This window comes from Curtobacterium sp. 260 (assembly GCF_030803485.1).
GTDB lineage: Bacteria > Actinomycetota > Actinomycetes > Actinomycetales > Microbacteriaceae > Curtobacterium.
In genome coordinates, this window is the sequence record NZ_JAURUY010000004.1 from 253769 (window position 1) to 280339 (window position 26571).

At 72.3% G+C, this 26571-nt stretch carries 27 protein-coding genes; 15 read left to right on the forward strand and 12 right to left on the reverse strand.

The features are described 5' to 3' along the window. Positions 1–28: 28 nt before the first annotated feature. Positions 29–172, forward strand: a complete 144-nt coding sequence (locus tag J2X59_RS07555; RefSeq protein ID WP_153257421.1) for a hypothetical protein — start codon at positions 29–31, stop codon at positions 170–172. A 47-nt stretch (positions 173–219) separates the two neighbouring features. Here J2X59_RS07555 and ligD read toward each other — a convergent pair whose 3' ends face one another. Both ligD and J2X59_RS07565 read right to left on the reverse strand, forming a co-directional pair. After that, the gene (gene ligD, locus J2X59_RS07560; RefSeq protein ID WP_326496242.1) at positions 220–1239 is read right to left on the reverse strand and encodes a non-homologous end-joining DNA ligase; all 1020 of its coding nucleotides are present in this window, start codon (positions 1237–1239) and stop codon (positions 220–222) included. A 173-nt stretch (positions 1240–1412) separates the two neighbouring features. Beyond that, positions 1413–2090, reverse strand: coding sequence for a G5 domain-containing protein (locus tag J2X59_RS07565; protein ID WP_326496243.1), 678 nt, complete (start codon positions 2088–2090; stop codon positions 1413–1415). A 396-nt stretch (positions 2091–2486) separates the two neighbouring features. On the opposite strand from J2X59_RS07565, the gene J2X59_RS07570 reads away from it, so the two are divergent. Genes J2X59_RS07570 through J2X59_RS07580 form a run of 3 tightly spaced genes read left to right on the forward strand, consistent with a single transcriptional unit; the run spans position 2487 to position 5240 of the window. After that, positions 2487–3323, forward strand: coding sequence for a DUF429 domain-containing protein (locus J2X59_RS07570; protein ID WP_326496244.1), 837 nt, complete (start codon positions 2487–2489; stop codon positions 3321–3323). Between the two features lie 10 nt (positions 3324–3333). After that, positions 3334–4536, forward strand: coding sequence for a glycosyltransferase (locus J2X59_RS07575; protein ID WP_326496245.1), 1203 nt, complete (start codon positions 3334–3336; stop codon positions 4534–4536). Further along, entirely contained in the window at positions 4533–5240 is a 708-nt protein-coding gene (locus J2X59_RS07580; protein ID WP_326496246.1) for a hypothetical protein, read from the forward strand. The genes J2X59_RS07575 and J2X59_RS07580 overlap by 4 nt, the downstream gene beginning before the upstream one ends. Before the next feature lie 303 nt (positions 5241–5543). On the opposite strand, the gene J2X59_RS07585 is transcribed toward J2X59_RS07580, so the two are convergent. Continuing rightward, complete coding sequence (locus tag J2X59_RS07585; RefSeq protein ID WP_326496247.1) at positions 5544–5972, reverse strand: DUF6892 domain-containing protein; 429 nt, start codon at positions 5970–5972, stop codon at positions 5544–5546. Positions 5973–6095: 123 nt separating this feature from the next. On the opposite strand from J2X59_RS07585, the gene J2X59_RS07590 reads away from it, so the two are divergent. After that, positions 6096–7601 (forward strand): APC family permease, encoded by a 1506-nt coding sequence (locus tag J2X59_RS07590; protein ID WP_235426538.1) that lies wholly within the window; start codon positions 6096–6098, stop codon positions 7599–7601. Between the two features lie 255 nt (positions 7602–7856). Beyond that, positions 7857–8471: a hypothetical protein gene (locus J2X59_RS07595; protein WP_209683177.1), complete on the forward strand. Its 615-nt coding sequence runs from the start codon at positions 7857–7859 to the stop codon at positions 8469–8471. Positions 8472–8473: 2 nt separating this feature from the next. On the opposite strand, the gene J2X59_RS07600 is transcribed toward J2X59_RS07595, so the two are convergent. The 3 genes from J2X59_RS07600 to J2X59_RS07610 all read right to left on the reverse strand — a co-directional run bounded on the left by J2X59_RS07600 (position 8474) and on the right by J2X59_RS07610 (position 9967). Further along, entirely contained in the window at positions 8474–8914 is a 441-nt protein-coding gene (locus J2X59_RS07600; RefSeq protein ID WP_144411277.1) for a hypothetical protein, read from the reverse strand. A 139-nt stretch (positions 8915–9053) separates the two neighbouring features. After that, a complete protein-coding gene (locus tag J2X59_RS07605) occupies positions 9054–9581 on the reverse strand; it encodes a DUF6264 family protein (RefSeq protein WP_326496248.1) in 528 nt (175 codons plus the stop codon). Then, the gene (locus J2X59_RS07610) at positions 9581–9967 is read right to left on the reverse strand and encodes a DoxX family protein (RefSeq protein ID WP_066653598.1); all 387 of its coding nucleotides are present in this window, start codon (positions 9965–9967) and stop codon (positions 9581–9583) included. Before J2X59_RS07610 ends, J2X59_RS07605 begins: the two co-directional genes overlap by 1 nt. A gap of 113 nt (positions 9968–10080) precedes the next feature. On the opposite strand from J2X59_RS07610, the gene J2X59_RS07615 reads away from it, so the two are divergent. Beyond that, entirely contained in the window at positions 10081–10413 is a 333-nt protein-coding gene (locus J2X59_RS07615) for a hypothetical protein (RefSeq protein WP_326496249.1), read from the forward strand. Positions 10414–10489: 76 nt separating this feature from the next. Here J2X59_RS07615 and J2X59_RS07620 read toward each other — a convergent pair whose 3' ends face one another. After that, positions 10490–10981 (reverse strand): DUF427 domain-containing protein, encoded by a 492-nt coding sequence (locus J2X59_RS07620; RefSeq protein WP_326496250.1) that lies wholly within the window; start codon positions 10979–10981, stop codon positions 10490–10492. A 46-nt stretch (positions 10982–11027) separates the two neighbouring features. Between J2X59_RS07620 and J2X59_RS07625 the strand changes: the two genes are divergently transcribed. Further along, the gene (locus J2X59_RS07625; RefSeq protein WP_326496251.1) at positions 11028–12437 is read left to right on the forward strand and encodes an amino acid permease; all 1410 of its coding nucleotides are present in this window, start codon (positions 11028–11030) and stop codon (positions 12435–12437) included. 438 nt (positions 12438–12875) lie between these two features. Here the strand turns inward: J2X59_RS07625 and J2X59_RS07630 are convergent, their stop codons facing one another. The 3 genes from J2X59_RS07630 to J2X59_RS07640 all read right to left on the reverse strand — a co-directional run bounded on the left by J2X59_RS07630 (position 12876) and on the right by J2X59_RS07640 (position 14313). Continuing rightward, positions 12876–13163, reverse strand: a complete 288-nt coding sequence (locus J2X59_RS07630; RefSeq protein ID WP_066653582.1) for a hypothetical protein — start codon at positions 13161–13163, stop codon at positions 12876–12878. Positions 13164–13235: 72 nt separating this feature from the next. Beyond that, entirely contained in the window at positions 13236–13685 is a 450-nt protein-coding gene (locus tag J2X59_RS07635) for a BLUF domain-containing protein (RefSeq protein WP_235426535.1), read from the reverse strand. 64 nt (positions 13686–13749) lie between these two features. Then, positions 13750–14313, reverse strand: coding sequence for a hypothetical protein (locus J2X59_RS07640; protein ID WP_326496252.1), 564 nt, complete (start codon positions 14311–14313; stop codon positions 13750–13752). Positions 14314–14408: 95 nt separating this feature from the next. Between J2X59_RS07640 and J2X59_RS07645 the strand changes: the two genes are divergently transcribed. The 3 genes from J2X59_RS07645 to J2X59_RS07655 are packed head-to-tail and all read left to right on the forward strand — an operon-like array spanning position 14409 to position 18496. After that, positions 14409–17729, forward strand: coding sequence for a DEAD/DEAH box helicase (locus J2X59_RS07645; protein ID WP_326496253.1), 3321 nt, complete (start codon positions 14409–14411; stop codon positions 17727–17729). A gap of 55 nt (positions 17730–17784) precedes the next feature. Further along, positions 17785–18081 (forward strand): hypothetical protein, encoded by a 297-nt coding sequence (locus J2X59_RS07650; RefSeq protein ID WP_326496254.1) that lies wholly within the window; start codon positions 17785–17787, stop codon positions 18079–18081. A gap of 19 nt (positions 18082–18100) precedes the next feature. Then, a complete protein-coding gene (locus tag J2X59_RS07655) occupies positions 18101–18496 on the forward strand; it encodes a type II toxin-antitoxin system VapC family toxin (RefSeq protein WP_326496255.1) in 396 nt (131 codons plus the stop codon). 19 nt (positions 18497–18515) lie between these two features. On the opposite strand, the gene J2X59_RS07660 is transcribed toward J2X59_RS07655, so the two are convergent. Continuing rightward, entirely contained in the window at positions 18516–19295 is a 780-nt protein-coding gene (locus tag J2X59_RS07660; protein ID WP_326496256.1) for an aldo/keto reductase, read from the reverse strand. 95 nt (positions 19296–19390) lie between these two features. Here J2X59_RS07660 and J2X59_RS07665 point away from each other — a divergent pair, with 95 nt between their 5' ends. The 4 genes from J2X59_RS07665 to J2X59_RS07680 all read left to right on the forward strand — a co-directional run bounded on the left by J2X59_RS07665 (position 19391) and on the right by J2X59_RS07680 (position 23058). Next, positions 19391–20287 (forward strand): HNH endonuclease family protein, encoded by an 897-nt coding sequence (locus J2X59_RS07665; RefSeq protein ID WP_326496257.1) that lies wholly within the window; start codon positions 19391–19393, stop codon positions 20285–20287. Positions 20288–20414: 127 nt separating this feature from the next. Next, entirely contained in the window at positions 20415–21206 is a 792-nt protein-coding gene (locus tag J2X59_RS07670) for an SDR family oxidoreductase (RefSeq protein ID WP_326496258.1), read from the forward strand. Between the two features lie 181 nt (positions 21207–21387). Next, complete coding sequence (locus J2X59_RS07675; RefSeq protein WP_326496259.1) at positions 21388–21828, forward strand: SseB family protein; 441 nt, start codon at positions 21388–21390, stop codon at positions 21826–21828. A 459-nt stretch (positions 21829–22287) separates the two neighbouring features. Next, complete coding sequence (locus J2X59_RS07680) at positions 22288–23058, forward strand: hypothetical protein (protein WP_326496260.1); 771 nt, start codon at positions 22288–22290, stop codon at positions 23056–23058. Positions 23059–23078: 20 nt separating this feature from the next. On the opposite strand, the gene J2X59_RS07685 is transcribed toward J2X59_RS07680, so the two are convergent. Then, the gene (locus J2X59_RS07685; RefSeq protein WP_326496261.1) at positions 23079–26564 is read right to left on the reverse strand and encodes a TM0106 family RecB-like putative nuclease; all 3486 of its coding nucleotides are present in this window, start codon (positions 26562–26564) and stop codon (positions 23079–23081) included. Positions 26565–26571 lie beyond the last annotated feature (7 nt).

Genomic DNA, 26571 nt, shown 5'->3' on the forward strand with positions numbered 1-26571 from the left:
GGGGGCACGGTGGAGACGGGAGCGGGACATGATCATCGACGGCATCAGCGACGCCAACCGAGGCACCTGGTCCCGCCTGACGCGACTGCACACGGCGAGCGTCACGCTGCCGATGCACACCAGCCGGGTCGCGAAGCCCGAGCACCGCGCCGAGGACGTCGCCGCGGCCTGAGCCGGCCCGGTCAGGGCCGGTCCGTCTCGCACGGTCCGTTCCGCGCTTCAGGCCTTCTTGGCCCGGGACGGCTGCACGCGCGGCGGCTCGCCCGGCATCTTCGGGAAGTCCGGCGGGAACGGCAGCTCGCCGAGCCCGGACGTCAGGTCCCGCTCCCACCACGCGAGCAACGGAGCGATGTCCCCCGGCTCCGCGTGCATCGACTCCCACGGATCGCCGAGGGTCCGGAGCCGTTCCGGGACGGTGATCACCGTCAGGGTCGTCGGGTCCACGCTGTCGACCTCGTCCCAGGTGATCGGCGTCGAGACGCTCGCATGTGCCAGGGCTCGCGGGCTGTAGGCGCCGGCCATCGTGCGGTCGCGGTTCGCCTGGTTGAAGTCGACGAACACGCGCTGCCCGCGCTCCTCCTTCCACCACGCCGTCGTCACACGGTCGGGCATCCGCCGCTCGAGCTCCCGCGCCGCCGCGATCACCGCGTGACGGACGTCGAGGAACTCGTGCTCGGGCCGGATCGGTGCGAACACGTGCAGGCCGCGGTTGCCGCTGGTCTTGATCCACGCCGTGAGCCCGACCTCGTCGAGCACCTTCCGGAGCTCGTGCGCGACCGGCACGGTGTCGTGGAAGTCGGTGCCCGGCTGCGGGTCGAGGTCGATGCGCAGCTGGTCGGGGTGGTCGGAGTCCTCGGCGCGGCTCGCCCACGGGTGGAACACGACGGTGTTCATCTGCGCTGCCCACACCGCGACCGCCGGCTCGTCGACCACGAGCTGCGGGTGTGACCGGCCGCTCGGGTAGGTGACGACGACGTCACGCACGTACCCGGGCGCACCCTTCGGCGGGTTCTTCGAGAAGAACGAGTCCCCGTCGATGCCCGACCCGAACCGCTGCAGCGAGATCGGTCGGTCGCCGTTGGCCCGGACGAAGGGCTCCCCGACGGCGACCAGGTACTCGGCGAGGTCGAGCTTCGTGATCCCGGCCTCGGGGAAGAGCACACGGGACGGGCTGCTGATCCGCACCTCCCGGTCGCCGTCCGGACCCGGGACCGTCAGCGTCGTCGCCTCGCTCGCCATGCAGCGGACCGTACACGGCCGGCGCTCCGGGCGTCCCCGGCCCCGCCCCGCCCTCGCCCTCCCCGGCGAGCTCTCTCCGCCGAGCTCTCTCCGCCGAGCGGGCCGTATCTGTCACGCGCACCGCCGTCGGCCGACGAGTTCCGCCCGCTCGGCGCACCACGGGCGGTGTCGGGTCACATGGTGTTCCAGTGCAGGTGGCCGCTGGCGTCGGGGCCCTTGCCTCCGCACTGGTAGGAGCGACCGTTGGCCGCCTGTGCGACGACACCGCTCTGCGCGCTGGAGCAGAACGCCCCCGGGGTGATGGTGTCCTGTGCCGGTGCCTGCTGCACGGGCGCCGGAGCGGCCGGAGCCTGCTGGACCGGGGCAGGTGCGGGTGCAGGTGCAGGTGCAGCAGGAGCGACGTACGAACCGATCGCCGTCACCTCGGCGACGGGCGTCTTCGTGACCTCCTTGCCGACCTCCACGCGGTCGGTCTCCACGCCGTCCGTCGTGGTGACCCGCCAGGTCGTGGTCTCGACCCCGTCGATGCCCGGCGTCGTGACCTTCGACTGCCCCTTCGGCAGCGCAGGGTCGTCGACCGAGGTCCGTTCGAACGGGATCGCCGTGTCCTCGGTCTCCTCCGAGACGGCGACGACCGGAGTCGGCGTCGGTGTCGGTGTCGGCGTGCGAGTGGTCTCGGGGCGCGCGGTCTCGGCGGCCGCCACGGCCGTCACGGGCCGTGCGTCGGCGGCGTTCGACGCAACCGCCCCGACGAGGGCTCCGGCCGAGCCCACTCCCCCGAGCCAGATCGTCGCTGCGACCGCGACGACGATCGTCGCCTTCGTCTTCGTCCTCAGTGCTGCCCACCGCATGTTTTCTGCCCCTTCCGGCTGGTCGGAGTCGATGGTGACGACCCCTCAGCGTCCTCGCGAGACCCCCGAACGGGGCTCCGCGCCCAGCGGATGAACCCTCGACCGGACGACGGCAGTACGCCTGCGCGCCGTCACCCGCGCCCACGCCCGCGCCCACCCCGCCCCGCCCCGCCCGGCACGCCCGGCACGCCCGGCACGCCGAGCGGGCCAGTTCCGTCACGTTCGCCGCCGTCGGCCGACGAGTTCCGCCCGCTCGGCGCACCACGCGCGGCGTGTCCTGCCCGCTCGGGGACGGCCGTGGAGGGGCGGCTGCCGAGGGACGGCTGTGGAGGGCCGGCGAGCGGCACGGCAACGGGCGTGGAGCGTCGACCGAGCGACGCCGGGCACGATGGACCGGTGACGGCGTACCTCGGGGTGGACCTGGCGTGGGGCCTCGGCAGCGACCGGAAGCCCGCGAACGAGACCGGTCTCGTCGCGATGGCCGACGACGGCACGATCACGGACGCCGGGTGGGCCCGCGGGGTCGACGCCGTGACGGACTGGATCGCGGAGCACCTCGGGCAACGGACCCTGGTCGCCGTCGACGCCTCGCTGGTGGTGACGAACCCGAGCGGCATCCGCGAGGCCGAGCGGCAGGTCGGGCAACGCTACGGCCGGTGGAGGGTCGCGGCGAACCCGACGAACCTCGCGTCGGCGGCGAGCGCCGGCGCACGGCTGCTCGACCGGCTGACGCAACTCGGGATCGGCTACGTCAGCGACACCGCGGCGATGCGGGAGCGCACCGGGCCGGCGGCCTTCGAGTGCTACCCGTACACGACCCTCGTGGGGGTCGAGGAGCTCGGCTACGACGACGAGCGTCCGCGGTACAAGCGCCTCGACCTGAAGCTCCCGGCCGCCGTGGCCCGACAGCGGCGCGCCGAGGCGTTCGACGACCTGGTGCACCGGCTGCGCACGACCCCGCTCGACCCGCCGCTGCTGCTGGACTCCCATCCCCTGACGGCCGGGCTCGCCGACCCGTCGGTGCTGCACGGGCCGACGCACAAGCACCGGGAGGACCTGCTCGACGGAGCCCTGTGCGCCTGGACCGCCGCGTTCTGGGAGCGGCACGGTGACGAACGGGTGCAGGTGTTGGGAGGTGATCCGGGCCTCCCGTCCGACCCACCGGACGAGGCGGGCCGCAAGCCCGTCGTGGTGGCACCCGCGCGTGGGTCGCAGCGGCGGCCGCGCGGCTAGGCTCGACGCCGTGAGCACCACGAGCGAACCCCTGCGCATCGGGCTGGTGTCGCTGCACACCTCCCCCGGCGACGAGCCCGGCTCCGGCGAGGTCGGCGGCATGAACGTCGTGGTCCGGCACCAGGCCGAGGCCCTGGCCGACCGCGGCCACCAGGTGGAGATCATCACGCGGCGGTCGGCGCCCACGCAGCCGGACAGCGTCTCGCTCGTGCCGGGCGTGTGCCTGCGGTTCCTGTCCGCCGGGCCCGCTGAGCCGGTGCCGAAGGGCGAGCACGACGCGTTCATCGAGCCGTTCCGGGCGGGCCTCGAGGAACTCGGCCCCTACGACGTGCTGCACTCGCACCACTGGTTCTCCGGCGTCGCCGCCCTGCCCGTCGCCCGCGAGCGGGGCATCCCGCACGTGCAGTCCTTCCACTCCATCGCGGCCGAGTCGGACACTCCCCTGTCCGAGGGCGAGCGTCCCGAGTCCGCTGGCCGTCCCGCGGGTGAGCGGATGCTGGCGCGCGACTCCGACGCCGTCGTCGTCGTGTCCTCCGCCGAGGCGTCGACCGTCCGCACGCGTCTCGGCGGCGACGAGTCGCGCACGTGGATCGTCCCGCCGGGCGTCGACGGGTCCGTCTTCCGCCCCGCCGGCGCCGGCGCGCGCCGTGCGGAGACACCGTACGTCGTCGCGGCGGCACGCGTGCAGCCGCTGAAGGGGCTCGACCTGGCGATCGAGGCGGTCGCGGGCATCGGCCAGGAGGTCCGCCCCACCCTCGTCATCGCGGGCGACGCCTCGAGCGAGGCAGGCGACTACGTGGACGAACTGCGTCGGCTCGCCGCCGCGCACGGCATCGCCGACCGCGTGACCTTCGTCGGTCCGCAGTCGCGTGCCGACCTGGCGTTCCTGTTCCGTGGCGCAGCGGCCGTGCTCGTGCCGTCGCACTCGGAGACCTACGGACTCGTGGCGCTCGAGGGCTCCGCCTCCGGGGTGCCCGTCGTCGCGGCGGCTGCCGGTGGGCTGCGGGAGGCCGTGGTCGACGGGGAGACCGGGGTCGTGCTCGAGTCCCGCGAACCGGGTGACTGGGCTGCGGAGATCGAACGGATCCTGACCGATCGGACGTACGCGGCCGGGCTCGCCGCCGCGGGTCGGGAGCACGCCGAACGCCTGAGCTGGGAGCGCTCGGCGGCCGGACTCGAGGACGTGTACCGGCGGGTGCTCGGACGCTCGTGACGGCCGGAGGCGCGGGGATCGGCCGGCCGGGGTCGGCTGGCGGGATCGACCTGTCGGGATCGGCTGGCGGGCTCGACCTGTCGGGGTTCTGGGCTGCGCTCGACGCCGTGCCGGTGGCCGAGGACGCCGAAGCGCTCTACTCGACCGACTCGGCCGAGGGGCGACTGCGACGGGCGAACCTGTCGGCCTACCTGTCCCACGTCGGGGCAGCGGCCGACACCGTGCTCGTCGCCGAGGCCCCCGGCTGGCGCGGCATGACCAACACGGGCATCCCCTTCACGAGCATGCGGGAGCTCGGCACGCTCGGCTTCGACGTCCTCGTGCCGCCGGAGCCGACCGCGCCGTGGGAGGCGTCGTCCCGGGTCGTGCACGCGGCGTTGCAGGACTGGTCGGGTCCGCTCCCCCTCGCCTGGGCGATCTTCCCGCACCACCCCTTCGTCGCGAGCGACCGGCAGACGAACCGGACCCCGCGTCCGGCCGAGGTCCGCGACGGTGCTCCGGTCGCACTCGCGCTGCTCGAGGCGCTGCGGGACGCTCGTGCCGCCGATCGTGCCGGTCGCCGCCGGGACGTGCGGGTCGTCGCGGTCGGGCGGAAGGCGCAGGGGGCGCTCGCGCTGGCGGGCATCGACGCCGTGGCGGTGCGGCACCCGGCGCAGGGCGGCGCGGCGCAGTTCACGGAGCAGGTGCGGGCGCTGCAGGGGTAGCGCGGTCCCCGCCGGGCGGCCGTTGCGCTGGGGCAGGGCGTGCACACGCGGACTTCGACACCGCACCCGTCGATCGACGGGTGCGGTGTCGCACCATGCGCACGCACCAGGTGCCTCCACATGGATCGACGTTCCGCGTGTCGATCGACGCGTGCAATGTCGCGCTGCGGTCCCGGGCGGGTGTGCGCGCACGTTCGCCGTGCGGGCGGAACGACGACGCCGCTGTCGGACGACAGCCGCGATGTCGCGCGGGCCCGCGCGCACTGTGCGGCTGCGATGCCTCGGCGCCCGAGCGTCGCGGGCTCAGGCGGAGCGGACCTCGACGCCCTTGGCTGCCAGGCGCTCGGTCACGTGCGCGGGCAGCGGCGCGGCGGCGTACACGGTCGTCAGCGCGGGGAGGTCGAGCACGTCGTCCCAGTTCTGCGGGTCGTAGCGGTCGTCGGACCCGTCCCACCCGGGGTGGACGTCCTGCAGGACTTCGAGGTCGGAGTCGACGGTGAGCTCGGTCACCAGCGCCAAGTGCGACGGCAGCAGGTCGAGGTCGTCGTAGTACTCGCGAGCGCGGTCGTCCTGTCCCTCGACGTCGAGGTCCTCACCGGCGTCCTCGTCCTCGTCGCCGTCGTAGGGCTCCAGCACGTCGAGGTCGTAGCAGAGGACGTCGAGCACGAGCAGCTTGGCGTTGAAGTCGGCGAACTCGACGGACTCTTCGGTGGTGTCGGAATCGTCGTGCATGCCCCGGAGCGTAGCCACCGGAGCCCGTGAGCGACCGCGCGATCGGATCACGGGCGTGTTGCAGCCGGCGTCGATCTTCCTGTGAGAGTAGACAGAGTGCCATCCCTCGGGAAAGGCTGACGTATGACCACCACCAAGTCGGACGCGACGCAGCAGGAGCAGCCCACGCTCAAGCGCGTCATCGGTCCCAAGCTGCTGCTGCTCTTCATCGTCGGCGACATCCTGGGGACGGGCGTCTACGCGCTCACCGGCCAGGTCGCCGCCGAGGTCGGTGGTGCCGCATGGCTCCCCTTCCTCATCGCCTTCGCGGTCGCCCTGCTCACGGCGTTCTCGTACCTCGAGCTCGTGACGAAGTACCCCCAGACGGCGGGCGCTGCGCTCTACGTGCACAAGGCGTTCGGCATCCACTTCGTCACCTTCATCGTCACGTTCATCGTGATGTGCTCGGGCATCACGTCGGCGAGCACGGCCTCGCGGGCGTTCGCGGCGAACCTCGGCGCCGGCTTCGGCCTCGAGCTGCCGAACGGCGTCGTGATGCTCATCGCGATGGGGTTCATGCTCGCGGTGATGGCGGTCAACTTCCGCGGGGTCAGTGAGAGCGTCAAGACGAACGTGGTGCTCACCCTGGTCGAGCTGTCCGGTCTGGTGATGGTGATCCTCATCGGCTTCTGGGCGATCGCCGGTGGCAACGCGGACTTCTCGCGCGTGGTGATGTTCGACACCCCCGAGGACAAGACGCTGCTGCTGTCGGTGTCGACCGCGACCTCGCTGGCCTTCTTCGCGATGGTCGGTTTCGAGGACTCGGTGAACATGGCCGAGGAGACCAAGGACCCGTCGCGGATCTTCCCGAAGGTGATGCTCACCGGCCTCGGCATCACGGCGGTCATCTACGTGCTCGTGTCGATCTGCGCCGTCGCGGTCGTGCCGATCGGCGAGCTCGCCGGCAACGAGACGCCGCTCGTCACGGTCGTGCAGACCGCGGCGCCGGACTTCCCCATCGCCGACCTGCTGCCGTTCATCTCGATGTTCGCGGTCGCCAACACCGCGCTGATCAACATGATGATGGCGTCCCGGCTGCTGTACGGCATGAGCAAGCAGGGCGTGCTGCCAGGCTTCCTCTCGCGAGTGTCGCCGGCGCGTCGCACGCCGTCGACCGCGATCGTCTTCACCACCGTCATCTCGCTGCTGCTCATCGGCTGGGTCTCGCTCGACCCGGACTCCCCTATCGTCGTGGTCCTCGGCGGCACGACCTCGTTGCTCCTGCTCTCGGTCTTCACGGTCGTGAACCTCTCGGTGCTGGTGCTCCGTCGCGACCGCGTCGGGCACAAGCACTTCCGGGCCGGTGTCGTGATCCCCGTCATCGGCGTGGTCACCTGCCTGTGGCTCGTGCTCCCGTTCTCGTCCGGTCGCGACCCGCAGCAGTACCAGATCGCCGGCGCACTGCTGGGGCTCGGCGTCCTGCTCTGGCTCCTCACGTGGTTCACGCACGGCCGGAAGCAGACCGAGAAGGCGCCCACCGGACTCGTCACCGAGCCGACCGCGGTGGTCCGACCGGGCACCGGCCACCGGCACCACGAGGACGGCGACGGCGGACACGGCGACGCGGACGGCCACCGCCGGGACGGCTGATGGAGGCGTCCGAGGTCATCTTCGCGATCTCCATCGGGACGATCGTCCTGCTCTCGCTGTCGGCTGCGTTCCGGTCCGGCCGCCGACGCGACTGACCGGAGACGGGCGCCGCCGACAAGACCGACCGGGAGCACGGTGCCGCCGACACCCCCGATCGGGCGGCTGCGGTTCCCAGCCGACGCCCGTACGCTCGTCGTGCCCTGCACCCGACCGTCCGGTACTCGCGACGGACCGCCCGCCCGGAAGGACCCCGACATGCGCCGCGCCGGCATCACCATCGCCTCGGTGTTCGGAGCAGGCGTGGTCGCGGCCGTCATCGGCGTGGTGGTCGTCGTCGTCATCGCGGTGCACTCGCTGACCGGCGCAGCGAAGTCCGTGACCGCGGCGCCCGCCTGTCCCGACGTCGCCTCGCGCACGATCGGCGGCATCGTGGTGCCCGCAGGCCCGGTCGCCGGCTTCTGCCAGGACCGCCTGGTGAACGCCGCGTACGTGATCGAGGCCGCTCAGGCACTCGGCATCGGCCCGCACACCCAGGCCGTCGGCGTGATGACCGCGATCGGCGAGTCGAGCCTGGTGAACCTCGACCACGGGGACGCCGCGGGACCGGACAGCCGCGGACTCTTCCAGCAGCGCGACAACGGCGCGTGGGGCACGTACGAGCAGCGGATGGACCCGTACACGGCGGCGACGATGTTCTACGCGAAGCTCGTGAAGACGCCGGGGTGGAAGACGATGACCCCGACCCAGATGGCGCACGCGGTACAGATCAACGCGGACCCGGACCACTACGCGAAGTTCTGGCCGGAGGCGAAGGCCGTCGTCGAGGGCCTCACGGGGCAGTCGGTGCCGGACACCGCTCCCCAGGGCTGAGGTCACCGCAGCACCGGCCCGAGCTCCTCGGCGTCGTGGAGCTCGACCATCGACGCCCCCGTGGCGTTCACGACGACCTGGCCTCGCAACCGCACCGCCCGCTCGGCGAAGGCGCACGCGCAGGCGTCGATCCACTCCCAGTCGACCGGGAACAGCTGCGTCTCACCCGGCCGTTCCCACGCGAGCACGACCTCGGACGCAGCGTTGTCGACGCAGACCTCCGCGACCAGCGTGGCGAAGTCCTCGACGTGCTCGTCCGGCTGCAGCGGCAGGTCCGACACGGGCAGCAGGAACGGGATCGGCAGCGCCCGTTCGTCGAGGAAGAGCACCCAGCACTGCCGCCGGATCGGGGGCCCGACGACCCCGGAGACGAGGGCGACGACGTCGGCGTCGGTCCGGGCGGACGTGGTGAACAGCTGGTCGAGCACTTCGGTTCCTGACATGCTCCGAGCCTGCGGCCCGAGCCCGGCGGGCAGCAGCGTCGACCGACGATCTGTGGACGACGATGCCGAGACCAAACCCTGTGCAGGAAGACCGGCAGCAGCCCGGCAGATCCCCGGCAAGAGCCCGGCAGGACGAGCGTCAGAACCCGTGCTGCACGGCGGAGTCGACGAGCAGCAGGGCAGCGAAGAACACGACGACCTGCGCGGCGATGCCGACCAGCACCAGGGGCCACGCGAGCCGTCGCCGGACGAGCCGCAGGACGCAGCCGACGACCGTCCCGACGAGCACCAGCACGACGAGCACCGGACCGACGGTCACGACCCCGCCGCCGAGCCCGGCGTCGCAGGTGTTCCCCGGCGCCGCACACGAGTGGAAGGCCATCGACAGGAAGACGATGCCGCCACCGACGGCCACCGACTCGACGGCCAGCAGGACGAGCAGCAGCACCGTGGCGACCACGTCCGCGACGCGACGGTGCGTGCCGGCGGCGAGCCGTGCCTCCCGGCCGACCGCGGCAGCCGACGCAACCGCCCCGTCCGACCCGACCCCGGCAGCCGACGCGACCGCCCCGTCCGACCCGACCCCAGCAGCCGCCCCGTCCGACCCGGCCACGCCGACGGACCCGGACGACACGTCCGGGTCCTGCGACGCCGCCGGGACAGCCATCAGCGCCCCGTACCGGACCCGCGGGTCGACCAGAGCGCCGCCCAGATGAGCAGCGGCTGCCCGAACAGACGGGCGACGCGCTTCTCGTCGGAGTCGAGGCCGAACGCGTCGCGGCGGTTCACCCACTGCGACAGGTTGCCCGGGAAGATCACCGTGAAGAACAGGGCCGCGACCGTGCCGACGGTCTTCCGGCGGCTGCGCGGCGTGAAGAGCAGCGCGCTGCCGAGCCCGATCTCCGCCACACCGGAGGCCAGCACGGTCGTGTCCGTGTCGAGCGGCACGAAGTCCGGCACCTGGGCGCGGAAGTCACGACGGGCGAAGGTGAGGTGGCTGGTGCCCGCGAAGACGAGCGCAGCACCGAGGAGGACACGGACGAAGGAACGCATGCCCTCATCGTGCTCGCTCGCGCAGGGTCCGTCCGGCGCGGCGCGCGGCGATGCGCGGACCGGCCGTCCCCGGAGGCGAGCGCAACGGGCCACGGGTCGGTACGTTCGGACCCATGGCAGCCGGCGCTCGCGACCACGAACCGCCCGCCGTCCTCGCGACCGTCGCCGTGCTGCTCGCTCCCCTCTCGCTCTGGATGGGCATCATCGTGCCCGCCGCCGACATGGCGCGGCACGTGCTCCTCGAGGCCGTGTTCGGCATCGTCTGCGTGCTCTGCGGCCTCCGCGCGGTCCGGATCGCCGGTCGGCGTCGCGCCGTGCGCGTCTGGGCGTGGATCGGGATGGTGCTCGGTGGCCTCGGCCTGGTGATGACGGCCTGGCAGCTGCTCACCTTCGCGACGGACGGAGGCTTCCCGCCGCCGTTCTGGTCGCCCTACGCGCGCCGCTGACCGCGGTCCTCCACCACCGGTCGACGGCCTGGAGGCGCGGCGGACCTCCGCCCCGTCGCCGCCGCCGGGCGGGCGGTCACCAGCCGAGCGTGCCCGGCCCGCCCTTGAAGGGTCCGACCACCCGCGAGGTGATCCACCCGCCGTAGAAGTCGCCCTCCTGCGCCTGCACGGTCTCACCACCGACCTCGCACGAGTCCATCGCCGACGGGTAGATCGCCACCCGGTCGCGGAGGTCCTCGTACCCGGGCTCCGGCGTCGGGTAGTTCCACGCCGCCCGGGGCGCGACGACGCCGTCCCCGCCGACCACGTCGAAGTAGCGCGCACGCCCCTTGAACTCGCACATGCTCGACCCCTGCGCCGGACGCAGCTCGAGCCTCGCCATCGGGACGTAGTACACCGGCGGGTGCGAGGTCTCGAGCACCCGGACGGCGTCGGTCGTGTCGACCACGACCGTCCCGCCGAGCCGCACGAGGACGCGGTCGGGGACCGCCTCGACGGCGGGAGGACGCGGGTAGTCCCAGACGGACTCCTGGCCGGGACCGGGTTCGACACGAGCAGCACGATGCATGCAGCCGGGTCTACCACCGCCGCCGCAGAAGGAGCAGAGTGGGTGCGTGACGACGACGACACAGGGGATCTTCCGGCGGAAGCCCATCGACACGATCGACGACGACCCCGAGGGCGAGGGCGGCCTGAAACGGCACCTCGGGCTCTGGCAGCTCACGGCCATCGGCATCGGCGGCATCATCGGCGCGGGCATCTTCACCCTCGCCGGCACCGTCGCGAACGGCGTCGCCGGCCCCGCCGTCCTCATCAGCTTCCTGATCGCCGGTGTCGCCAGTGCCGCCGCCGCGCTGTCGTACGCCGAGTTCGCCGGGATGATCCCGAAGGCCGGCAGCGCCTACACGTACGGGTACGCCGTGCTCGGCGAGGTCGTCGGGTGGTTCATCGGCTGGGACCTGCTGCTCGAGTACACCGCGATCGTCGCCGTCGTCGCGATCGGCATCTCGGGCTACGTCGGGTTCCTGGTCGGCCAGTTCGGCATCGAGCTGCCCGCGTGGATGCTCGGCGCGCCCGGGACCGGTGACGGCCACGTCGTGGACGTGTTCGCGATCGTCCTCTGCCTGCTCACCGCCTTCGTGCTGACCCGGGGCATCCGGAGTGCGGCGCGCTTCGAGCTCGTCGCCGTCGCGATCAAGGTCGCCCTCGTCGTGCTCATCGTCGTGCTCGGGGTGTTCCACATCAACAGCGCGAACTACTCGCCGTACTTCCCGTTCGGCTTCGGCGGCGTGATGACCGGCGCCGCCACGGTGTTCTTCGCCGTGTTCGGCTACGACGCGATGTCCACCGCTGCCGAGGAGTCCACCGACGCACGGAAGCACATGCCGAAGGCGATCCTGCTGTCGCTGGGCATCGCGATGGTGCTCTACGTCCTGGCGACGCTCGTGCTCACCGGCATGCAGAAGTACACCGACATCGACCCCGCTTCGGGCTTCTCGTCGGCGTTCGCATCGGTCGGGCTCGGCGGGGTCGCGAACGTCATCGCGATCGGGGCCATCGTCGGCATCGTGACCGTGCTGGTCACCTTCATGCTCGGTGCCTCGCGCGTCTGGTTCTCGATGAGCCGCGACGGGCTCATGCCGAAGTGGTTCGCGAAGACCGACCCGAAGCGGCACGTGCCCACGCGGGTGACGTGGATCCTCGGCATCGCATCGGCGGTGCTCGCGGGGCTGCTGCCGATCGGCGTCGTCGCGGAGCTGACGAACATCGGGATCCTGCTCGCGTTCGTCGTCGTCTGCTCGGCGGTGATCGTGCTGCGCTACCGGCAGCCCGACCTCGACCGGCAGTTCCGGCTCCCGTTCATGCCCGTCGTGCCGATCATCGGGGTCGTCGCCTCGCTGTGGCTCGTGACGTTCCTGCAGTGGGAGACCTGGGTGCGGTTCGCGATCTGGTTCGCGATCGGGCTCGGGGTGTACTTCGGGTACTCGCGGAAGCACAGCAAGCTGGCCGCAGAGCAGCGCTGAGGCTCCTCGCCCGAGGGCGACGGTGCGCGTTCTCCCGTCAGGAGGGCACGCGCACCGCCAGTCCTGGTCGAGCCAGCGGACCTCGGCCGGATCGGGCACGAGTCCGTCCGCCCAGTCGACGTCCTTCCGCTCTCCGTTCCCCGACGGGGCCGTGATGTCGGACACCCACGCCTCCGTCGCGAGCCACTGCGCCGTCGCACCGCCGAAGAGCGCCGAGTACTCCCGCAGGAGGTAGCGCCGACCGAGCACCGGTCCGCCGGGCCGGTCCCGGTAGAGGATGACCGCCGCGTCCGGCGGCTGCACGCCACCGGCGACCCACTCCGTGCCGTTACGCAGGAGTCCGCTGTCGTGAAAGCGGGCACGGACAGCCGCCACGAACTCGTTCGCGAACGGCTCGTCGATCATCTCGGATGTGCTCACGACGACTCCGTCCTGCGGCTACTCCGCCACCACCCACACGTGCTGCGCCTGCCACCCCTCCGGCACGGTGTTCCGGTACGCCGCCAGCGCCGCCACGTAGTTCGGTCCGGAGGCCTCGTGCTCCCGCGTCGCGGTCGACCGCGCGGTCGCCTTGATCGTGGTCTCCCCCGTCGCCTTGCTCTCGACCGCGTTCGTCTGCAGCAGCGCGAACCCGTCCAGGTCGAGTGCGGCGACGGCTGCTTCCTTGGCCGCCACGACGGAGTCCGCGTAGCCCTCGGCCTCGCGCGTCTCGGTCGAGCGGATCATGCCTCGCAGTGTCGTCACCGAACCAGTATGACCCGATCGATCCGGGTCTCCGAGCGCGACGGCGGCAGGGCGTCAGGCGTCGCGCCGGTGCTTGCCCTTCGCCGCCGTCGGGTCCGCCATCGGGTGGTTGCGGAACCACCGCAGCAGCTCGCGGGGGCGGCTCTGGTCGGCGCTGTCGTCTCCGCGGTCGAGGAAGGTGCTGAAGCCCTCGGGCACCTCGACGCCGTCGGTCTCGCGGTCGTACGCCATCGACCACTCCGGGAACCGCCGCGTGTGGATGGACTCCTCGACGAGCAGCCGGACGTCGTCGTGCCGCTCGTCCGCGACGATGCGCGCGTACGTCGCCATCACCGCGTCGTACGGCCCCTCGAGCAGCTGCATGAAGCGCCCGCCGCGGTGCACGAGCATGCCGGTCAGCCCGTCGGCGGTGTTCCGTGTCCGGGCGTGGTCGAGCACCGCCTCGAGGTCACCCTCGTCGAAGGGCTCGGTGGCGGAACTCATGTACACCAGTGACTGCAGCACGCATCGATCCTGCACCTGAGATGCTGTCAGCGACGCCCCCAGAACGGGACGCGGACAAGTCACGTCAGTCGAGCGGCGTCCAGTCGAGGACCTGGCCGTCATCGGTGCAGTACGTCGTGTCCGAGTCCTCGGTGGTGGTCTTCGACCACGACGGCGACCAGTACGTGGCGTCGATGTCCCGCTGCTTCGGGAAGACACCGACCACGGTGCCGGCCGACGTGTCCGGGTCACCGGGCACCGGATCGACGTCGAGGGTGTCCGGGTCGAACCATCCGTAGGTGGTCGCCCCGGTGATGCTGTCGAACTCGATGTACATCGTGATGTGGTCGTCCTGCGACGCGGTGCCGAGCTGCACCTGGTACTCCTGCCGCGCCCCGTCGTCGTCCGTCGGCACGCCGGACCACTCGACGCGGTAGGCGTCCGCGGTCTCCTCGATCGACACCGAACCGGTCCCGGAGGCCAGGTCACACGACGCCGTGCCGGGCGTCGCCGCCGTCGTCGCGCTCGCGCTCGGAGCCGGCGCCTCGGCCGTCCGTGTCCCCGCCCCGAGCACACTGCACCCCGACAGAGCGACCACCGTCGCCACCGCCCCTGCCACCACGACTGCGCCGCGCGCTGCGTTCCCCATGCGATCCCCCTCGTGTCGCGCGCCGTCCGGCGCCCGCCCACGCTAGCAGCGGAGGGCCAGCAGCGAAGGTCGGTGGCGCCTGGCACGATGGACCCGTGCCCGCCGCCCCGATGATCGACGCCGTGGACGTCATCCGGTTCGTCGGGCCGCAGACCTTCGGCCGTGCGCGCGACGTCGTCCGCGCCGGCCTGGTCGAGGACGCCACCTGGCACGACGACGACGGCACGGTCACCGCGACCGTCTCCGGCTCCGCCGACGACCCCTACGAGCTCCGCGTCGAGACCACCGTCGCCCGCGGCGAGTTCGTCCGCCCCGTCCGCAGCACGTGTTCCTGCCCCCTCGGCGGCGACTGCAAGCACGTCGCCGCCGCGCTCCTCACCATCAACGCACGTGCCCTCGCCGCCGAGCCCCGAGCAGCGGCTCCCCTCGCCCCACCGCCTGCCCCGGACTGGAGGCTCGACCTCGCCCGCCTCGCCGGTGACGACGACCGGGCGGTCGCCCCGCAGGGCACCCCCATGGGTCTGCAGTTCGAGTTGCGCGACGCGGTCCCCGCCGCACTCGCCTCCCGTGCGCGCGCCGCCGGCCGGGCGCTGCCGTCCCGTGCCCGCAGCGTGCGGCTCGGCGTCCGCCCGGTGACCCGCAGCGCCGCCGGCAACTGGGTCCGCGGGCAGCTCACCTGGGGCACGCTCCCCTACTCGATGAACCGGCTCGGCATCGCGCCCGAACAGCACGCCTGGTTCCTGCAGTTCTCCGCGCTGCACCGCGCCGGGCAGCTCGCGGGGCTCCCCGGCGAGAGCGACTGGGTGCACCTCGACGACTTCGGCAGCCCCCTGCTCTGGCCGCTGATCCGGCAGGCAGCCGGACTCGGGATCGCCTTCGTGACGGGCAAGCGCGAGGGCGGCGCGGTCCTCGGCGGCGACGGGCGCGTGCTCCTCGACGCAGCCCGGCACGACGGCGCGCTCGTCATCGGTGCGAGTGCGGTCATCGACGGGCGCCCGGTACCCGACGGCTCGGCGCGAACGATCGGCGACCACGGTGTCTACGCCTTCCGCGAGAGCCCCGAGTTCCACGTCACCCTCGCGCCGACCCCGGCTCCGGTCCCCCAGGACCAGCGCCGCATGCTCGTGGAGGGCGCGCGCATCACCGTGCCGGCCGATGCCGTCGACGAGTTCCTGGCCGACTGGTCGCCGCGGCTCCGCGGCGCGCTCGGTCTCGTCAGCTCCGACGGCTCGGTCGAACTCCCCGAGCGGACACCGCCCGAGCTCGTCCTGACCGCGACGTTCGAACCCGCCCGGGCACCCCGGACCGACGACCGCCTGCACCTGCAGTGGCGGTGGCACGTCGACGGGCGGAAGGACCCGGTCACCCTGCACGGTCCGCTCCCCGACCTCAGCGGGCTGCACGCGGCCGATGAGTCCGAGACGACCGGCCCCGGCGGCGGTCTCGCCTGGTTCGAGGACGGCACGGTCGACGGTGCGGACGTCGCCGTCTTCGCGACCGAACTCCTGCCGGCCCTGCCCGCACTCGGTGTCCGGACGGTCGTGCAGGGCGAGCCCGGCGACCACGAGCGGCTGACCGGGCGACCGCACATCCGCGTCACGACGATGCCGTCCGAGAAGCACGACTGGTTCGACCTCGGCATCTTCGTCACCGTGAACGGGCGGCAGATCCCGTTCACCCCGCTGCTCCGGGCGCTGGCGAAGCGTGACCGCCGCATGAAGCTCATCGACGGGTCGTACCTGTCGCTGGCCGACCCGACGTTCGACCGGCTCAAGGAACTCATCGAGGAAGCGCGCGAGCTCGACGAGTGGGAACCCGACCAGGCCCTGACGGTGACCCCGCTGCAGGCCGGGCTGTGGTCGGAGTTCGACCAGCTGGCCGACGAGACGGAGCACGACGAGCGCTGGCAGCGGATCGCAGCGGGTCTGCTCGACGCCGCACCGCAGGACGAGGTCCCCGTGCCGGACACCGTGCACGCCGAGCTCCGCCCCTACCAGCACGCCGGCTACGCCTGGCTCCGGTTCCTGCGGGAGCACGGCATCGGCGGGGTGCTCGCCGACGACATGGGCCTCGGCAAGACCCTGCAGGTGCTGTCCATGATCGCCGCCGCCCGCGGGTCCGAGCCGGACGCTCCGCCGTTCCTCGTCGTCGCGCCGACCTCGGTCGTCGGCAACTGGGCGGACGAGGCAGCCCGCTTCACCTCCTCCCTACGGGTGACCGCCGTCACCGCGACCTCGCTCAAGGACCACGCCCGGGTCGCCCGGGCGGCGGCGGAGTCCGACGTCGTCGTGACCTCGTACGCACTGCTCCGGCTCGACGCCGCCGAGTACACCGGAGTGTCCTGGTCGGCGCTCGTGCTCGACGAGGCGCAGTTCGTGAAGAACCCGCAGTCGCAGACGCACCGGGTCGCGGCCGAGCTGACCGCGCCGGTGAAGTTCGCCGTCACGGGGACCCCGCTCGAGAACGGGCTGACCGACCTCTGGGCGCTGTTCCACGTCGTCGCGCCCGGGCTGCTGTCGTCGTGGTCCCGGTTCGGCGACGACTACGTCAAGCCGCTCGGCTCCCCCGACCTGCGCGGGGACGCCCGCAAGGAGCTCACCGACCGGCTCCGGCGTCGGATCCGACCGCTCATGCTCCGCCGGACGAAGGAGAGCGTCGCCGCCGACCTGCCGCCGAAGCAGGAGCAGGTCGTCCGGGTGACGCTCGACCCCGCGCACCGCGCGCTGTACGAGCGGACCCTCAACCGGGAGCGCCTGAAGGTCCTCGACCTCATCGACGACCTGGCGCGCAACCGGATGATCGTCTTCCGGTCGCTGACCCTCCTCCGGATGCTCGCCCTGTCGCCGGCACTCGTGCAGCAGACGGACGCCGACGCCGACGAGGACGTCGCTGCCGGTGCGGATCCCATCCCCTCGGCGAAGCTCGACCTGCTGCTCGACGAGCTCGAGCAGCTCGCCGCCGAGGATCGCCGCGCCCTGGTCTTCAGCCAGTTCACCACGTTCCTGCGCATGGTCGCCGAGGCACTCGACGCCCGAGGCATCGGGTACGAGTACCTCGACGGCTCGACCCGGAAGCGCCCGCAGGTCATCGACCGCTTCCGGACCGGCGCGGCACCGGCGTTCCTCATCTCCCTCAAGGCCGGCGGCTTCGGGCTGACGCTGACCGAGGCGGACACCGTCTTCGTGCTCGATCCCTGGTGGAACCCGGCCGCCGAGTCCCAGGCGGTCGACCGGACGCACCGCATCGGGCAGACCCGCTCCGTGAACGTGCAGCGCTTCATCGCCGAGGACACCATCGAGGAGAAGGTCCTCGCCCTCGCCGCCAAGAAGGCCGAACTCTTCGCGACCATGATCGACGACGATGCCCTGTTCGCCGACGACCTGACCGCCGAGGACATCCGCTCGCTCCTCACCTGAGCCGCGACATACGAACTCCTTCGCGTCCGGACGCCCGCGTCGGTACCGTCGCCGCATGTTCGTCGAGACCAGCCGCTCCGCCCAGCCCCGTCCTACCCCGCAGGTCCCGGTCGTGGGCCTCCTGACACCGACTCCGGCCGATCCGGACGTCGAGCCGCACGCCGATCTCGAGTCCCACGCCGATCGTGAGCCGCCGCGAACAGGAGTGGTCCGGCGCAGCGGCACCACGGCGACGTCCACCTTCCGGCTGCGCAACGGCGCCGAGGTCACGCTCGGCGGCTGCTTCGGCGGCAGCCGAGGCGTCTGGTCGAGCGCGTTCGAGGGGCATCGGCGGAGGCGGCCGGCACGGTGATGGTCCTCGACGCAACGTCGTGATCGCGCTGCTCGACGAGGGCGACGGCCTGCACGAGCGAGCGTACGACCTGGTCGAGGACCACGCGTGGGACGAGTTCTGTACCTCGGCCCTGACCCTCGCCGAGATGCTCGTGCGACCGGCGTCCCGTGGGCACGCCGACCGTGAGTGCGGCACCATCGAACGACTCGGCGTGTCGGTCGTCCCGGTCACGGGCCGTACCGCACGCCGGGCGGCGGACATGCGCGCCAGCCGCCGGCTCGGCATGCCGGACGCGGTCGTCCTCGTCACGGCGCAGGCCGTGCGCGGCCAGCTCGCCACCTTCGACCGGAAGCTCCGCCGCATCGCCCAGGCCGAGGGACTCGACCTCGCCGAGCCTGACGACGACGGCGGGCCCTGGCCGTTCCCGACCTGAGCCCGCCGTCGCATCCGGTTCAGCCGGCGAGACCGTCGATCCGCGACACCTCGTCGGCGGTCAGCTCGAGGTGCGCCCCGAGCGCGTTCGACCGGATGCGCTCCGGGTTGGACGACTTCGGGATCACGACGAACCCGTGCGCCACGTGCCACGCGACGATGACCTGCGCGCTGTCGGCGTCGTGCGCCTCCGCGATCTCGACGAGCGTCGGGTCCTGCAGGTTGCTCGCCTTGAACGGGCTGTAGCCCTCGAGCACCACGCCACGTTCGTGCAGCCCCGCGGCGACCTCGGCGTCGTACTCGGCGGGGCTCCACCGGATCTGGTTCACGGCCGGGGTCGTCCCGGTCGCGTCGGTCAGCTCGTCGATCTGCGCGAGGGAGTAGTTGCTCACCCCGACGGCTCGGGTCAGCCCGTCGGCCTGCGCCTGGACGACCTGATCCCACACGTCGGGTCGGGCCTCGCCGTTCGGCGGCCAGTGCACGAGCCACAGGTCCAGGTGGTCGAGCCCGAGCTGCTCGAGGCTCTCCTCGATGGTCTGGCGCACCCGGTCAGCGTTGTCCGGCGGGAGCTTCGTCGTGACGAAGACGTCGTCGCGGGCGAGGCCGGCGTCGGCGAGCGCCTTCCCCACGCCGCGCTGGTTCGAGTAGCCCGTGGCGGTGTCGATGTGGCGGTAGCCGGCCTCGAGCGCAGCGCCCACGGCGGCGGGGGCGTCGGCGTCGGGGATCTGCCAGGTGCCGAAGCCGAGGAGCGGCATCGATCCACCGGTGACGGGCACGGAGGGGTTCGCGTGATCGGTCATGCACCCGTGTCTACGCCCTGGTTCGTCGGTGCCGCACGGGATGATCGTGGACGGTCCACCCGGGCCCGCTCCACCGCACCACCGAAGGCCTCCCCATGACGTCCCGTCGACGCCGTCCGCGTTCCGCCCGTTCCACCTCCTCGCGCCGCAGGGCTCGGGCATCGCTGACGTCGCTCGGCCTCGTCGCGGTCGTCGCCCTCGCCGGATGGCTGCTGCACACCACCGGCGTGACCGACGCGGACGCCGACGCCGCCGCGGACGGGACGTCCTCGTCGACGGCCGCACCGACGATCACCACCGCACCGACGGCCGACGCGGGCGGTGGGGCCGAGGCGGGCGGCGCCTCCCGGCCGACCGTCGACGCGACCGAGCCGACCAGCCCGACCGAGGCGACCGAGGCGCCCAGCCCGACCGACGCGACCAGCCCGACCGACGCGACCGCAGCCGCGACCGCCCGCCGCGAGCTCGCCGCGCTGCCCGTGAAGGGCAAGGCCGCCGCGACCGGCTACGACCGCGAGGCCCGCTTCGGCACCGCCTGGCTCGACGTCGACCACAACGGCTGCGACACCCGGAACGACGTGCTCGCCCGCGACCTGACGGACATCGAGCGGCAGGGGCCCTGCAAGGTCCTGCGCGGCACGCTGGTCTCCCCGTACACCGGCGAGCGGGTGGACTTCGTCCGCGGGAACCGGACCTCGACCCTCGTGCAGATCGACCACGTCGTCGCGCTCGAGAACGCCTGGCGCACCGGCGCACAGCAGCTGACGCAGGAGCAGCGCGAAGCCCTGGCGAACGACCCCGCGAACCTGTTCGCCGTCGACGGCCACTCGAACGCGCAGAAGCGCTCGGGCGACGCGGCGACGTGGCTGCCCGCGGACACGGCGTTCCGCTGCACCTACGTCGAGCACCAGATCACCGTGAAGACGACGTACCGGCTCTGGGTGGCGCCCGCGGAGCGCGACGCGATGGACCGGGTGCTCGCGCGCTGCTGAGCGGCTGACCCTTGGGATCAAAACGACAGGTGTAGTCTAGCGCTATCGATGCAGATGCATCGAACGGACTCGTCGACCCACCGCTGGACCCGAGCCCTTCATCGTCGAAGACCGCAGGAGGCCATCCATGACATCCACCACCCGCTTCACCGACCGCGTCGTCCTCATCACCGGCGGCGGCTCCGGCCTCGGCCGCGCGACCGCCGTCCGCCTGGCCGCCGAGGGCGCGCAGCTCTCGCTCGTCGACGTCTCCAGCGAGGGACTCGAGGCCACGAAGGCCGCCGTCCTCGAGGCGACCCCCGACGCCCAGGTGCTCACCACCGTCGCCGACGTCTCCGACGAGGCCCAGGTCGACGCCTACGTCACCGCCACCACCGAGCGATTCGACCGCATCGACGGCTTCTTCAACAACGCCGGCATCGAGGGCAAGCAGAACCCCACCGAGTCCTTCACCGCCGCCGAGTTCGACAAGGTCGTGTCGATCAACCTCCGTGGTGTGTTCCTCGGGCTCGAGAAGGTGCTGCGGGTCATGCGCGAGCAGGGCTCGGGCATGGTCGTGAACACCGCGAGCGTCGGTGGCATCCGCGGCATCGGCAACCAGTCCGGCTACGCGGCCGCCAAGCACGGTGTCGTCGGCCTCACCCGCAACTCCGCCGTGGAGTACGGCCAGTACGGCATCCGTATCAACGCCATCGCCCCCGGTGCGATCTGGACGCCGATGGTCGAGAACTCGATGAAGCAGATCGACGCGGAGAACCCGCGGAAGGCCGCCGAGGAGTTCATCCAGGTCAACCCCACGAAGCGCTACGGTGAGGCCCCCGAGATCGCCGCCGTCGTCGCCTTCCTGCTGTCCGACGACGCCTCGTACGTCAACGCGACGGTCGTCCCGATCGACGGCGGGCAGTCGGCCAAGTACTGAGCATGGTCCGTCCGGCGCCCGGCCCACCTCGTGGGTCGGGCGCCGTCGTCGGTCTGGAGGCACGCCCCACCGCCGCAACGCCGCTCGCGTCCGGTGAGGAGCTGGCCGTGGCGGTGCCGCATTCGGTTCCGCTCGCCCCTCGTGGGAGCATGGCCGGGCACACCACGGCGGAGGGAACCCCATGAGCAGCAACGACACGAACGGGTCGGCGTTCGGCCCCGGTGCCGGCAGGACCGAGTCGCCCGCCGGAGCCCTGCGGCGCCGCATGGCGTCGTCGGCGCAGGGGTTCCTCGGCAGTGCCGCGTGGGTGCCGTGGAAGCCCGCGGGCGACCCCGAGGGCGGGAGCATCGCGCACGTGATGATCCGCGACCTGCCCTTCGTCCCGGTGTTCACCGACCCCGCCGAACTCAGCGAGGGCGTCCCCGGCACCGAGGCCCGCCCGGTCCGCATGGCCGAGCTCGTGACCGCGGTGCCCGAGGAGTTCGGCATCGTCGTCGACCCGACCAGCGCCGAGGACGCCAACTTCCTGCACGCCGACGTCCTCGCGGGGATCCGGGCGCAGATGCGCGGCGAGATCCCCGGCGACGACGACACCGAGGCCGAGGACTCCACCCAGGGCTAGGCCACTGCCGACCAGGTCGGCCCGCCAGAGACTGGCCTAGCGGACCTGCTGGCTGCGATCTGCGGCTGACGATCCTGGTTCACGATCCCCGGCGATCGCGAACCGAGATCGTCACGCCACGTTCGCTGCTGACGACGCGGTCGGGCGGTCCGCTTCCGGACGGACCGTCGTGGACTCCGGAGTCCTCGACACGCCCCGTGTCGAACCCGGCACCCACCCAGTTCTGGGGATCGCTCAACTCGAGACTGACAGCCAGACTCGGACCGTCGTTGAACGAAGAACGAGGGGACGACGATGCCACTGGGCGGTCCGGGACCACGTGACTGGTCTCCTCCGGGGTACTTCGCCGACGCACCATCCGGGCCGCCGCCGCGACGGCCGAGATCCGCGTTCCTGACCGTAGAGCCGCCTCGAGGCGCCCGGCGAGCCACCCGACCGTGGGCCTGGGCGACCCTGGCGATGTTCCTCGGACTCGGCAGCCTCGTCATGGCACTCGCCGAGCCGCAGGAGGCCGGGGTCCAGAGCGGGTTCATCGCATCGACCATCGGTGTCACAGCCATCGTCATCGGACGCCGTCTCGTGACCGACCGGAGCCGTTTCGGCAGCGTCGCGCGCGCGTTCGGCCGCGGCGCGATCATGCTCGGCACCGTCGGTACGGCGCTCATGGCCTACGCGGTGCTCGCGTTCGGGCTCTCCACCGTCGGGGTGCAGTGGCCCGTGCTCTCGCTGCCGGCAACGCACGAGGGGCAGGTGTTCGACGCCGGGTTCCCGATGGCGGTGTCCTCGCCCGATGCGGTGACGGCCGCTCCTGCGACCGAGGACCAGGTGCCGGCAGAAGCAGCACCGGAGCCGGCAGCTGCAGGCGACGGCACGGAGCAGGGAGCGGCTCCGGCCCCGGCCGAGGCGGCTGCACCGCAGGCGCCCGCGGTTCCCGAGCCGACGAACTTCGACACCGAGCGGTCCGCGGTCGCCATGGGCGCCGGGACCTTGGCGTACGCCTTGGAGGGACGGTTCGGAGCCGGGAACTACCCGACCGAGCTCACGACGGCGAGCGATCCGGCGCGGATCGCCCTGGTGGACGGAACGGGCCTGGCGCCGATCCCGGCGGGCGCGCGGGTCCTGTACTCGGTCGCGCCGGATCGGAGCGCATGGTCGGTCACGATCATCGGGGCGCGGTTCGGCGCGACCGCCAGCTACAGCTCGGCGGTCGGCACGGTCCAGGCCGGCTGATCGTCGTCGCCCTGCTGGTGTCAGCGGGGCGGCTCGACCAGCTCGATGAACCGGGAGAGCAGGGACAGCCCGCTGACCGACGGGGGCAGCCCTGTGGTGAGCGCGGGCGAGTAGACGAGGTACGCCGCCCACTGTGCCCGGGACAGCGCCACGTTGAGCCGGTTCGGCATGAGCAGGAAGTCGAGTCCGCGCGGGATGTCCGCCGCGCTCGACGCCGCGAGCGACGTGATCGACACCACGGCCTCGCGCCCCTGGAACATGTCGACCGTGCCGACCTGCGTCCCGCGGAGTCCGGCGCGGTCGAGGGCCTCGCGGATCAGCGCTCCCTGCGCGTTGTAGGGCGCGACGACGATGACGTCCTCGTCCGTCAACGCCCGCGTCACGTCGCCGTCGACCCAGCGACGACCGATCAGGCTCTGGGCGAGCTCGACGACCCGTGCAGCCTCTTCCTCCGACGACGTCGTGTTGCCGCTGTGCACGACCGGCACCGGGTGGACGCCCGGGTCCAGGTCGTCCAGGTGCCGACCACTCACGAGCGACGTCAGCTGCCCGTCGTACGACAGCCCCGAGACCGATGCGGTCAGCGCGGGCTCCATCCGCCGGGTGTGCGCCAGGAAGTAGCCGAACTCCGGCGGCAGCACGTGCTCCCCGTCCGCGAGCCACCCGAGCGCCGACTGGTCGACCGGCTCGGGGTGCGACCCCTGCGACACCTGGGGCAGCTGCTGCGGGTCACCGAGCAACAGCAGGCGCTGCGCGGCGATCGACGACGCGATGGTCGGGGCGAGCGAGAACTGCCCGGCCTCGTCGACCACGAGCAGGTCGAGGGAGCGCCGCGGGATCGTGCCCTCGTTCGCGAACGTCCACGCGGTGCCGCCGACGACTCCCCCGGTGCCGGTCTCGGCGCACGACGACAGGAAGGCCGCGACGGCGGCGTTGTTCTTCACCGGGGTCCACGCGGCGGCGTCGAGCTCGTCCTCGGTCGCGCCGGACTTCGGCACCTTCACCACGCGGTCGGCGGGCACACCCGCGCGGACCACGGAGGACAGGAAGTTCTCGCTCGTCGCGTGGGACTGGCCGACGACCCCGACGCGCCAGCCGTGCTCGCGGACGAGCCGCGCGACGACGTTCGAACCGACGTACGTCTTGCCCGTGCCGGGAGGGCCCTGGATCGCCAGGTACGACCGGTCAAGCCCGAGCAGCGTCGTGACGACCGCGGAGACGGTGTCGTCCCCGGCGACCGGGGCGAGTGCACCGCGCGGCGGGACCCGGCGGAGCAGGTCGAGCGCGGGGTCGGGCAGCATCGACGGCAGGGCGTCGAGGACGTCCTGGCCCCACTCGGCGATCGCCTCGGGCTGCGGCTTCGCTCGGGGCGGGGCGGCCGGCGCGAGCGCGACCGGGAAGTCGTGGTGGGGCTCGCCGCCGCCGACCGGCAGGCTCTCCTTCACCAGGACCTCGAACGCGTCGCCGTTCTGCTCGGCGTCCAGCACGACCGCGCGAGCCGACGCGCCCTTCGAACCCGGCGCCGGAGCGGTGATCGATGGCGGGAGTGGGTCGTCGTAGACGAGGTGGGGCGTGCCTCCCGGCCGGATGCGCGAGCCGGGCGCGAGCGTCCCGGACAAGCGGATCTCCCGCGACTGCGAGCGGGCACGCGGCAGCGTGTCCCAGTCCCGCTCGACGGACGTGCGCTCGACCACCAGGACGTCACGCGTGTCCGCCCAGTCGTCGACGGGGTTGCGGAGGCGGTCGAAGTGGTCCTGCCAGAAGGTCTTTGCCTCGCGGCGGTGGTAGTCGATCGCGGCGGCCGCGAGCGCCAGGGCGGTCTGGTCGGCGTCGCGGTCGAGGGGGTCGACGTCTGCGATCTGCGCGGCGAGCGCCGTGTACACGGGGTTCGGCTCGCGCTCGACGGGGATCGGCGGCAGGAGTTCCGTGTCGTCGGTCGCGGGCTCCGTGCGCGGCGGCCGGAGCGACAGCAGCCAGTCGCGGAGCCGCAGGGTCGAGCGGCAGTCGTAGGCGTTGTAGTCGGCGACCTGGTCGAGCATCCGCTGCCCGGTCGCGGGATCGCCGTTCCGGAGTTCCGCGATGGCCTCGACGTAGGCGGTGATGCTGTCGGCGGCGTTCGTGACGTCGCTCAGACGGAGGTCCTCGCCCATGTACAGCGGCTCGAGCTTCTTGATCGAGTAGCTGCGGCTGCCGACCACCAGGGCCTTGCGGACGATCGGGTACAGGTCGACGAGGACGCCGGCGCGGAGCAGGTCGTCGACGTCGTCCTCCCCCACGCCGTGCCGGGCGGCGAGGGACAGCAGGTGCGTCCGCTCGTACGCCGCGTAGTGGTAGACGTGCATGCCCGGGTGCTGGGCGCGGCGCTCCTTGACGAAGGCGAGGAAGTCGACCAGCGCCTGGCGCTCGTCGCGGACGGTGTGCGCCCAGAAGGCGGTGAAGTCGGCGCGATCATCGACCAGGCCGAACAGGTAGTCGAGGCCCCAGTGGACGCCGTCCTCGGTGTGGAGGGGGTCGCCTTCGAAGTCGAAGAAGACGTCGCCGGGGTCGGGTGCGGGGATCGCGTCGAGGGCGCGGGGGTCGTGGAGTTCGAAGCGCGGCTTGGTCTTGTTGGCTTGGCCTGCTAGCTGCTCGGCTTCGGTCTCGGTCTGGAGGCGCGCCTGACGCACCAGCCGATCTTGCGTCGACCGCGACATGCCGGGCACAGCCGCGGTGCGGTCCGCCAGGTCGTCGATCGTCCGCACTCCCTGCCGGATCAGCTTCGTGCGCTGGTCGAGGCGCATGCCGGCGACGAGGACCAGGTCGCGGTGCTGCTGCACCTGGGTCTGGCAGATGGTGCAACGACCGCAGCTGGAGTAGCGGGGATCGCCCCACTGCAGCTCCTCGGTCTCGCGCATCCGCTCGGCGACGACCCGTTCGAGCTCGGCGCGCTGCGTGCGGTACACGGGGGCTATGTCGCCGAGGTCGTGCGTGGTGGTCGTGCGGTCGCCGAGGACGAGGTGGACCTGCTCGCCGGTGGGGATGCCGTGCGCCTGCATCTGATCGGCGTAGGCGGCGAGCTGGAGCAGGGCGCTGATCTTGGCGTGGCGGGCGAGCTTGGTGTCGTAGACCTCGTAGGCGCCCTGGTCGTTGCGGAGGATGAAGTCGGCGAAGCCGATGAAGCCCGGGCGGTCGGGGGTCGGGGGCTCGTGGAAGGTCGGTTGGTAGAGGACGTCGGCGCCGTCCAGGAACGCTGCTCGTGCTTCTTCGGCTGCTCGGGCGTACTCCGGCGGTGCGGGTCGCTCGAACTCGACGACGTCGCGCGTCTGCTTGAGGATCTCGAGGTAGTCGAGCTCGTGCTGGTCGCCTAGGCGTGCGGTGCGCTCGAGCATGTCGTCGTGCTCGTCGGGCAGGAGGCCGCCGCGGCCGAGCTTGGCGTCGAGGCGGCGGAGGAAGGCCCACTCGCAGCTCGCCCACGTGCTGAGGTCGCTCGGGCTGAGAAGGACCTGGGCGTCGGTGGTGATCTGCATGCGCTCC

What these genes read in the sequence shown, in the direction of transcription:
- J2X59_RS07675 (WP_326496259.1), top strand. Translation starts at nt 21,388, where the DNA reads ATGAGCAGCAACGACACGAACGGGTCGGCGTTCGGCCCCGGTGCCGGC.
- J2X59_RS07590 (WP_235426538.1), top strand. Translation starts at nt 6,096, where the DNA reads ATGACCACCACCAAGTCGGACGCGACGCAGCAGGAGCAGCCCACGCTC.
- J2X59_RS07610 (WP_066653598.1), bottom strand. Translation starts at nt 9,967, where the DNA reads ATGCGTTCCTTCGTCCGTGTCCTCCTCGGTGCTGCGCTCGTCTTCGCG.
- J2X59_RS07605 (WP_326496248.1), bottom strand. Translation starts at nt 9,581, where the DNA reads ATGGCTGTCCCGGCGGCGTCGCAGGACCCGGACGTGTCGTCCGGGTCC.
- J2X59_RS07665 (WP_326496257.1), top strand. Translation starts at nt 19,391, where the DNA reads ATGACGTCCCGTCGACGCCGTCCGCGTTCCGCCCGTTCCACCTCCTCG.
- J2X59_RS07620 (WP_326496250.1), bottom strand. Translation starts at nt 10,981, where the DNA reads ATGCATCGTGCTGCTCGTGTCGAACCCGGTCCCGGCCAGGAGTCCGTC.
- J2X59_RS07650 (WP_326496254.1), top strand. Translation starts at nt 17,785, where the DNA reads ATGTTCGTCGAGACCAGCCGCTCCGCCCAGCCCCGTCCTACCCCGCAG.
- J2X59_RS07600 (WP_144411277.1), bottom strand. Translation starts at nt 8,914, where the DNA reads ATGTCAGGAACCGAAGTGCTCGACCAGCTGTTCACCACGTCCGCCCGG.
- J2X59_RS07680 (WP_326496260.1), top strand. Translation starts at nt 22,288, where the DNA reads ATGTTCCTCGGACTCGGCAGCCTCGTCATGGCACTCGCCGAGCCGCAG.
- J2X59_RS07660 (WP_326496256.1), bottom strand. Translation starts at nt 19,295, where the DNA reads ATGACCGATCACGCGAACCCCTCCGTGCCCGTCACCGGTGGATCGATG.
- J2X59_RS07615 (WP_326496249.1), top strand. Translation starts at nt 10,081, where the DNA reads ATGGCAGCCGGCGCTCGCGACCACGAACCGCCCGCCGTCCTCGCGACC.
- J2X59_RS07565 (WP_326496243.1), bottom strand. Translation starts at nt 2,090, where the DNA reads ATGCGGTGGGCAGCACTGAGGACGAAGACGAAGGCGACGATCGTCGTC.
- J2X59_RS07555 (WP_153257421.1), top strand. Translation starts at nt 29, where the DNA reads ATGATCATCGACGGCATCAGCGACGCCAACCGAGGCACCTGGTCCCGC.
- J2X59_RS07630 (WP_066653582.1), bottom strand. Translation starts at nt 13,163, where the DNA reads ATGATCCGCTCGACCGAGACGCGCGAGGCCGAGGGCTACGCGGACTCC.
- J2X59_RS07640 (WP_326496252.1), bottom strand. Translation starts at nt 14,313, where the DNA reads ATGGGGAACGCAGCGCGCGGCGCAGTCGTGGTGGCAGGGGCGGTGGCG.
- J2X59_RS07595 (WP_209683177.1), top strand. Translation starts at nt 7,857, where the DNA reads ATGCGCCGCGCCGGCATCACCATCGCCTCGGTGTTCGGAGCAGGCGTG.
- J2X59_RS07670 (WP_326496258.1), top strand. Translation starts at nt 20,415, where the DNA reads ATGACATCCACCACCCGCTTCACCGACCGCGTCGTCCTCATCACCGGC.
- ligD (WP_326496242.1), bottom strand. Translation starts at nt 1,239, where the DNA reads ATGGCGAGCGAGGCGACGACGCTGACGGTCCCGGGTCCGGACGGCGAC.
- J2X59_RS07585 (WP_326496247.1), bottom strand. Translation starts at nt 5,972, where the DNA reads ATGCACGACGATTCCGACACCACCGAAGAGTCCGTCGAGTTCGCCGAC.
- J2X59_RS07685 (WP_326496261.1), bottom strand. Translation starts at nt 26,564, where the DNA reads ATGCAGATCACCACCGACGCCCAGGTCCTTCTCAGCCCGAGCGACCTC.